At 69.1% G+C, this 6,191-nt stretch carries 4 protein-coding genes; 2 read left to right on the forward strand and 2 right to left on the reverse strand.

The annotated features are described in order from the left end of the window. On the reverse strand, nt 1-1,601 hold a 1,601-nt coding region (locus tag JWP28_RS14865; protein WP_299544067.1), incomplete at its 3' end, for a DUF885 family protein. A 123-nt stretch (nt 1,602-1,724) separates the two neighbouring features. Between JWP28_RS14865 and JWP28_RS14870 the strand changes: the two genes are divergently transcribed. After that, complete coding sequence (locus JWP28_RS14870; RefSeq protein WP_299544068.1) at nt 1,725-3,131, forward strand: amino acid permease; 1,407 nt, start codon at nt 1,725-1,727, stop codon at nt 3,129-3,131. 125 nt (nt 3,132-3,256) lie between these two features. Further along, nucleotides 3,257-4,819, forward strand: coding sequence for an MATE family efflux transporter (locus JWP28_RS14875; protein ID WP_299544069.1), 1,563 nt, complete (start codon nt 3,257-3,259; stop codon nt 4,817-4,819). Here JWP28_RS14875 and JWP28_RS14880 read toward each other — a convergent pair. After that, the gene (locus JWP28_RS14880) at nt 4,761-5,993 is read right to left on the reverse strand and encodes a serine hydrolase domain-containing protein (protein ID WP_299544070.1); all 1,233 of its coding nucleotides are present in this window, start codon (nt 5,991-5,993) and stop codon (nt 4,761-4,763) included. The genes JWP28_RS14875 and JWP28_RS14880 overlap by 59 nt on opposite strands. Nucleotides 5,994-6,191: the final 198 nt, after the last annotated feature.

Below are 6,191 nucleotides of genomic sequence, written 5' to 3' on the forward strand. Positions count from 1 at the left end.
CGTAGCGCCAAAATCTTCAGCTCACCGACCTTGTAGGCCAGCGCCTGGCCGGGCCAGGAGACGTAGCGCGCGAGTTCGACCTCGATGTTCAGCGGGCTGAGCGCGGTGTTCTCCGTGAAGCAGGCCCGCGCCTGGTCGAGGCTCCAGCCCAGCCAGTGCACGCCGGTGTCGGCCACCAGCCGGCAGGCGCGCCAGGCCTCGTAGGAAAGCTTGCCGAACCGCTCGTAGGGATCGCGGTAGATGCCCATCTCCAGGCCCAGCGTCTCCGAATAGAGGCCCCAGCCCTCGGTGAAGGCGGTGGCGTCGGCGTTCCTGCGGAAGGCGGGAACGCCCTGCAGCTCCTGGCCCAGCGCGATCTGGATGTGGTGGCCCGGCGCGGCCTCGTGCAGCGTCAGCGCCGGCAGCTCGTAGAGCGCGCGCTGGTCGAGGTGCGAGGTGTTGACCATGTAGCCGCCGGCGATCCCCAGCTTGGGCGCGCCCTCGAAGTAGCGGCCGGTGGTGTAGGTCTCCTCGATCTCGGCAGGCACGGCGCGCACGCCATAGGTCAGCCGCGGCAGGGTCGCGAAGTAGCGCGGCAGCTTGTCGTCGATTCGCTTGGCGATCTCCGAGGCCTTTTCCAGCAACTGCTGGCGCGAGGTCGCGTAGAACCTCGAGTCCTTGCGCAGCATGGCGATGAAGGCCGGCAGGTCGCCCTTGAACCCGGTTTCGGCCATCACGCCCTGCATTTCCGCACGGATGCGCGCGACCTCGGAAAGGCCGATGGCGTGGATCTGGTCCGGCGTCAGGTCGGTGGTCGTGTGGTCGTGGATCAGCCAGCGGTAGTAGGCCTCGCCGCCGGGCAGCGAGCGTGCGCCCAGCGCCTTGCGGCTAGCCGGCAGGTATTCCGTCTCCACGAAGGCCGCGAAATCGCGCTGCGCCGGGCGGACCCTGTCGCGGATCACGGCGATCGCCTCGGCGCGCAAGGCCGCGACCCGGTCGGGCGCGAACTTGGCGCCCGCGAAGGGCTTCAGCAGCGGGTCGGCTTCGGGCAGCGTGGCCGCCGCGGCTCTGGCGCGGGCCAGCACCACCTCGTTGGTCATCCTGGGCTGGGTGAAGCGGCTGGCGATCCCGCGCCGGGCGTTCTCGATATTGTCGGCGTAGTAGCGGGGGGCGGCGGTGAGCCTCGCAATCCAGGCGCGGGCGTCATCCTCGGTGTCGAGGTTGGTGGTGGCGGCCAGGTAGTTCAGGTCCTGATCGAAGCCGCCGTCGCTGTTGAACGGCAGCCGGTCCTCGTCGAAGGCGAGGCTCTGCAGGCGGCGATCGAGCGTCCAGGCCAGGAAGGCGCGGTTGAGCCTGGCCTCCTCGGAGAGGCCCGCCGGGTCGATCGCATTCAGCCTAGCCCTGAACTCCTCGTAGGCGCTCTTGCGCAGGGTCTCCTGCCCCGGCGACACGTCGGGCAGGCGGGAGAGCGCCTTGCGATCCCCTTCATGCCCGGCCTCGATCGGATTCTGGCTGAGCGCATAGCCATCGTAGTCGGCGACCAGCCTGTTCAGCCCCGTGTCGTCGGCGAGCGCCGGCGCGGCGAAGAGCGTGAAGATCAAGGCAGTCAGCAGGCGGCGCATGGCGGCTCCGGGAATCGTGCGGCCAAGCTGGCCCAGCCTCCGGCTGGCGCCAAGGCCCCTCGCAGCCCCCTTGGCGAGCGTGCGCGATGCGGGCCATGGTGGCGCCTCGCTTCGGGGGGATGCATGAGTTTCGTCACACGCAGGAAGCCGGTGCAGGCGCCGGTCGGGACCGACGGCGGCGCTCGCCTGAAGGCGACGCTCAGCTGGCCGCATCTGGTGGCCCTGGGCGTCGGGGCGATCATCGGCACCGGCATCTACACCCTGACCGGCGTGGCCGCCGGGCTGGCCGGGCCGGCGGTGATCCTGTCGTTCGCGGTGGCCGGCGCGGTCTGCGCCTGCGCGGCGCTCAGCTACGCCGAGATGGCGACGCTGATGCCGCACGCGGGCAGCGCCTACAGCTATTCCTACGCCACCCTGGGCGAGCTGGTCGCCTGGGTGATCGGCTGGAGCCTGATCCTCGAATACACCCTGGTCTGCAGCGCCGTCTCGGTGGGCTGGTCCGGCTACGCCTCCGGCCTGATCGAGCAGGCGCACTGGGCGGTTCCCAAGGCGCTGCTGGCAGGACCGGAGGCCGGCGGCCTGGTCAACCTGCCGGCGGTGTTCATCGCGCTCGCGGTCACTGGCACGCTGCTGGTCGGCACCCGCGAGAGCGCGACGGTGAACTTCATCCTGGTCTGCGTGAAGCTGGTGGCGCTGGCGGCCTTCGTGGCGCTGACCCTGCCGAGCTTCGACGCCAGCCACTTCCACCCCTTCGCGCCGTTCGGTTATGCAGCCCACGAGATCGACGGAAAAAAGTACGGGGTGATGGGCGCCGCGGCGATCATCTTCTTCGCCTTCTACGGCTTTGACGCCATCTCCACCGCAGCGGAAGAGACCAAGGACCCGCGCCGCGACCTGACCATCGGCATCATCGGCTCGATGCTGCTCTGCACCCTGATCTACATGGTGGTCGCCGCCGCGGTCCTGGGCGCCTCGCCGTTCAACGTCTTCTCCAAGAGCGCCGAGCCGCTGGCCTTCGTGCTGCGCCAGCTGCACCAGCCGATCGCCGCCTCGCTGATCGCGGGCGCCGCGGTGGTGGCCATGCCGACGGTGATCATGGTGTTCATGTTCGGCCAGAGTCGGGTGTTCTTCGCCATGGCCCGCGACGGCCTGCTGCCGCGGGCGCTGACGGCCGTCAGCCCACGCGGCGTGCCCAGGGCGGTGACCATCCTCACCGGCCTGATCGCTGCGGTCATCGCCGGCGTCATGCCACTGTCGGAGATCGCCTCGCTGGCCAACGCCGGCACGCTCGCGGCCTTCATCGCCACCACCCTGGCGGTCATGGTCCTGCGCCGCGCCGCGCCCGACCTGCCCAGGCCGTTCAGAACGCCGCTGATCTGGCTGGTGGGGCCGGCCGGGATCGCGGGTTGCATCTACCTGTTCACCAGCCTCTCGGCCAAGACGATGATCTTCTTCGCGTTCTGGAACGCGGTGGGCGTGGTGGTCTACCTGCTCTACAGTCGCCCGCGGAGCGCGCTGGCGGCGGCCTGAGCCGGAAGGCCCGTGCGCGGTTTTCCGACGCACGAGAGAAACCCGCGCTTTGCGTACCCGGCGGTTGGGGGCTATCCCCGGGGCCGGCGGCGCGGCAGACCGCGCCTTGGGGAGCTACAAACGCCGTGACGGCCAGTACTGACGCCGGCAGGAGACCGGGCCCGCCAGGGGGACCGCCCGGCGGCGGGCCGGACCTCACGACCGGGCCGATCGGCAAGACGCTGATCCTGTTCTCCCTGCCGGTGCTGGGCTCCAACATCCTGCAGTCGCTGAACGGCTCGGCCAACGCCGTCTGGGTCAGCCACGTGCTGGGCGAGGCGGCGCTTACCGCCACGTCCAACGCCAACCAGATCCTGTTCCTGATGCTGGGCGCGGTGTTCGGCGTCTCCATGGCCGCCAACATCATGGTCGGCCAGGCGGTCGGCGCGGGTGACCGGGCGCTCGCCAAGAAAGTGGTGGGCACCTCGACGGCCTTCTTCATCCTGCTGTCCCTGTCGGTGGGCGCGGCCGGGTTCGCCTTCACCCCGGCCATCCTCAGCGCCATGGGCACGCCGCCCGACGCGCGCGCCGGCGCGATCGCCTACCTGCGGGTGATCTTCGCCGCCATGCCGTTCATGTACTTCTTCTCGTTCGTGATGATGGCCCAGCGGGGGGCGGGCGACTCGCGCACGCCCTTCTATTTCTCGCTGCTGGCGGTCGTCCTCGACGTCACCTTGAACCCGCTGCTGATCATGGGGATCGGACCGTTCCCAAGGCTCGGCATCGCCGGGTCGGCGACTTCGACCCTGGTGTCCCAGACCTTCACGCTCGCGGTGATGATCGGCTACCTCTACCGGTCGAACTCGATCCTGGTGATCCGGCCGCGCGAGTGGCGGCTGTTGATCCCCGACTTCGGCATCCTCCGGTCGCTGGTCACCAAGGGCCTGCCGATGGGCTTCCAGATGATCGTCATCAGCCTGGCGGCGGTGACCATGATGAGCTTCGTCAATCGCTACGGGGTGCATACCTCGGCGGCCTATGGCGCGGCCGCGCAGCTCTGGACCTATGTGCAGATGCCGGCGATGGCGCTGGGCGCGGCGGTCTCCTCCATGGCCGCCCAGAACGTCGGCGCGGGCAAGATGGACCGGGTGGAGCAGGTGGGCCGCATCGGCGCGCTCTACGCCATCCTGTTCACCGGCCTGCCGATCCTGGTGATCTACCTGGCCGATCCCTGGGTGCTGCGGGCCTTCCTGCCGGGGACCAGCCCGTCGCTGCCGATTGCGGTGCACATCAATTCCATCGTGCTCTGGGGCTTCATCCCGTTCGGCATGGCGTTCATCTTCTCCGGCATCGTGCGGGCGACCGGCGCGGTCTGGCCGCCGCTGCTGGCGATGGTCATTTCCCTGTGGGGCGTGCGCGTGCCGCTGGCGACCGTCCTCGAGCCGCACCTGCATGCCGACGCGATCTGGATCAGCTTCCCGGCGGGCAGCGCCACGACCCTGTTGCTGGCCGGCGCCTACTATCGCTGGGGCGGGTGGCGCAAGGCGCGGATGCTGTCGGTGAGGCCCAGCGCCGACGCGCCCGACACCGGCCTTGGCCAGGCGATGATGGACGAGAGCGAGGCGGTCACCGGCGAGGAGCTCCGCGAGATCACGCGTTCGTCTGCGTCAGAGCCGAATAGACCAAAGTCCGAAGCTCCCGCCGAATAGGATAGGTCGAGGACGGCAGGAGCTGGGTCATGAAGACTGCCGTCACCTTCTCCACCGGGTCCACCCAGAAGGCGGTCGAGGCAGCCCCGCCCCAGTAGAATTCGCCCATGCTGCAGGGGACCAGGGTCTTCGGCGGATCGAACACCACCGCGAAGCCCAGGCCGAAGCCGACGCCGGCGTTCGTGCTCTCCGAGAAAAGCGAACGGGAGAGCTCGGTCAGGTCCTTGCCGCCCGGCAGGTGGTTCGAGGCCATCAGACGCACAGTCATGGGCGACAGGATGCGCGCGCCGTCGAGCTCGCCGCCGTTCACCAGCATGTTGGCGAACCGCATGTAGTCGGCGGCCGTGGACACCAGCCCGCCGCCGCCGGATTCCAGGGCCGGCGGCTGCAGGTAGGGGCTGACCTCGGGATCGTCCTGCAGCTTCAGTCCGCCCTTGGGCGTGGCGTTGTAGCAGGCGCCGAAGCGGGACCTCTGGTCCTCGCGGACGAAGAAGCCGGTGTCGGTCATCTTCAGTGGCTCGAAGATCCGCTCGCGGAGCACCTGGCTGAGCGGCTTGCCGGCAATCTTCTGCACCAGGTAGCCGACCACGTCGGTGGAGACCGAATAGTTCCAGGCCTCGCCCGGCGAGAACTCCAGGGGCAGCTTCGCCAGCATGCCGATGAAGCTCTCCAGGTCGTGGCCGCCGTGCATCTCCTCGACCTTGAGCTTGCGGTAGGCGGCGTCGACGTTGGTGCGGCTCTGGAAGCCGTAGGTCAGGCCGGAGGTGTGGCGCATCAGGTCGACCACCTGCATCGGCCGGGCTGGCGGCGTGGTCATGAAGGGATCGACCCCGGCCGAGAACACGCCGAGGTCCTTCCAGGCCGGGATGTGCTTGGCCACTGGGTCGTCCAAGGCGATCAGGCCTTCCTCGACCAGGGTCATCAGGGCGACGCAGGCCACCGGCTTGGTCATGGAATAGATGCGGAAGACGGTGTCGGCGGTCAGAGCCACGCCGCGCTCCACGTCCCGGTTCCCCAGCACGGTCTCGTGCACTGTCTCGCCGTTGCGGGCGAGCAGGAACTGGGCGCAGGGCATGCGGCCTGGGCCCACGTACTTCTCGGAGAGCAGCCGGTCGATGCGGGCGAGCCGCTCGGGCGAGAACCCTGAAGAGGCGACGCGGCTGATCTGGTTCATCGTTGGGCTCCCATGGCGCTGGCGCCACTTTGCGTCTTCCCCCGGCGCGGGGGAAGTGGCCCAAGACGCGCAGCGTCGCGGGTCGATGGGGGAAGTGCAGTCTGACTTCCCCCATTGTCGGCCGGCTTCGCCATCGCCGACATTTCCCCCGTATCGGGGGAAGACAGGAGCAACACATGCAGACCGTCAGCACCGAAG

Source organism: Phenylobacterium sp., assembly GCF_028290885.1.
Lineage (GTDB): Bacteria > Pseudomonadota > Alphaproteobacteria > Caulobacterales > Caulobacteraceae > Phenylobacterium.

Bases quoted from the DNA above. Each gene is read 5' to 3' on its own strand.
- JWP28_RS14880 (WP_299544070.1), bottom strand. From the start codon at position 5,993: ATGAACCAGATCAGCCGCGTCGCCTCTTCAGGGTTCTCGCCCGAGCGG.
- JWP28_RS14870 (WP_299544068.1), top strand. From the start codon at position 1,725: ATGAGTTTCGTCACACGCAGGAAGCCGGTGCAGGCGCCGGTCGGGACC.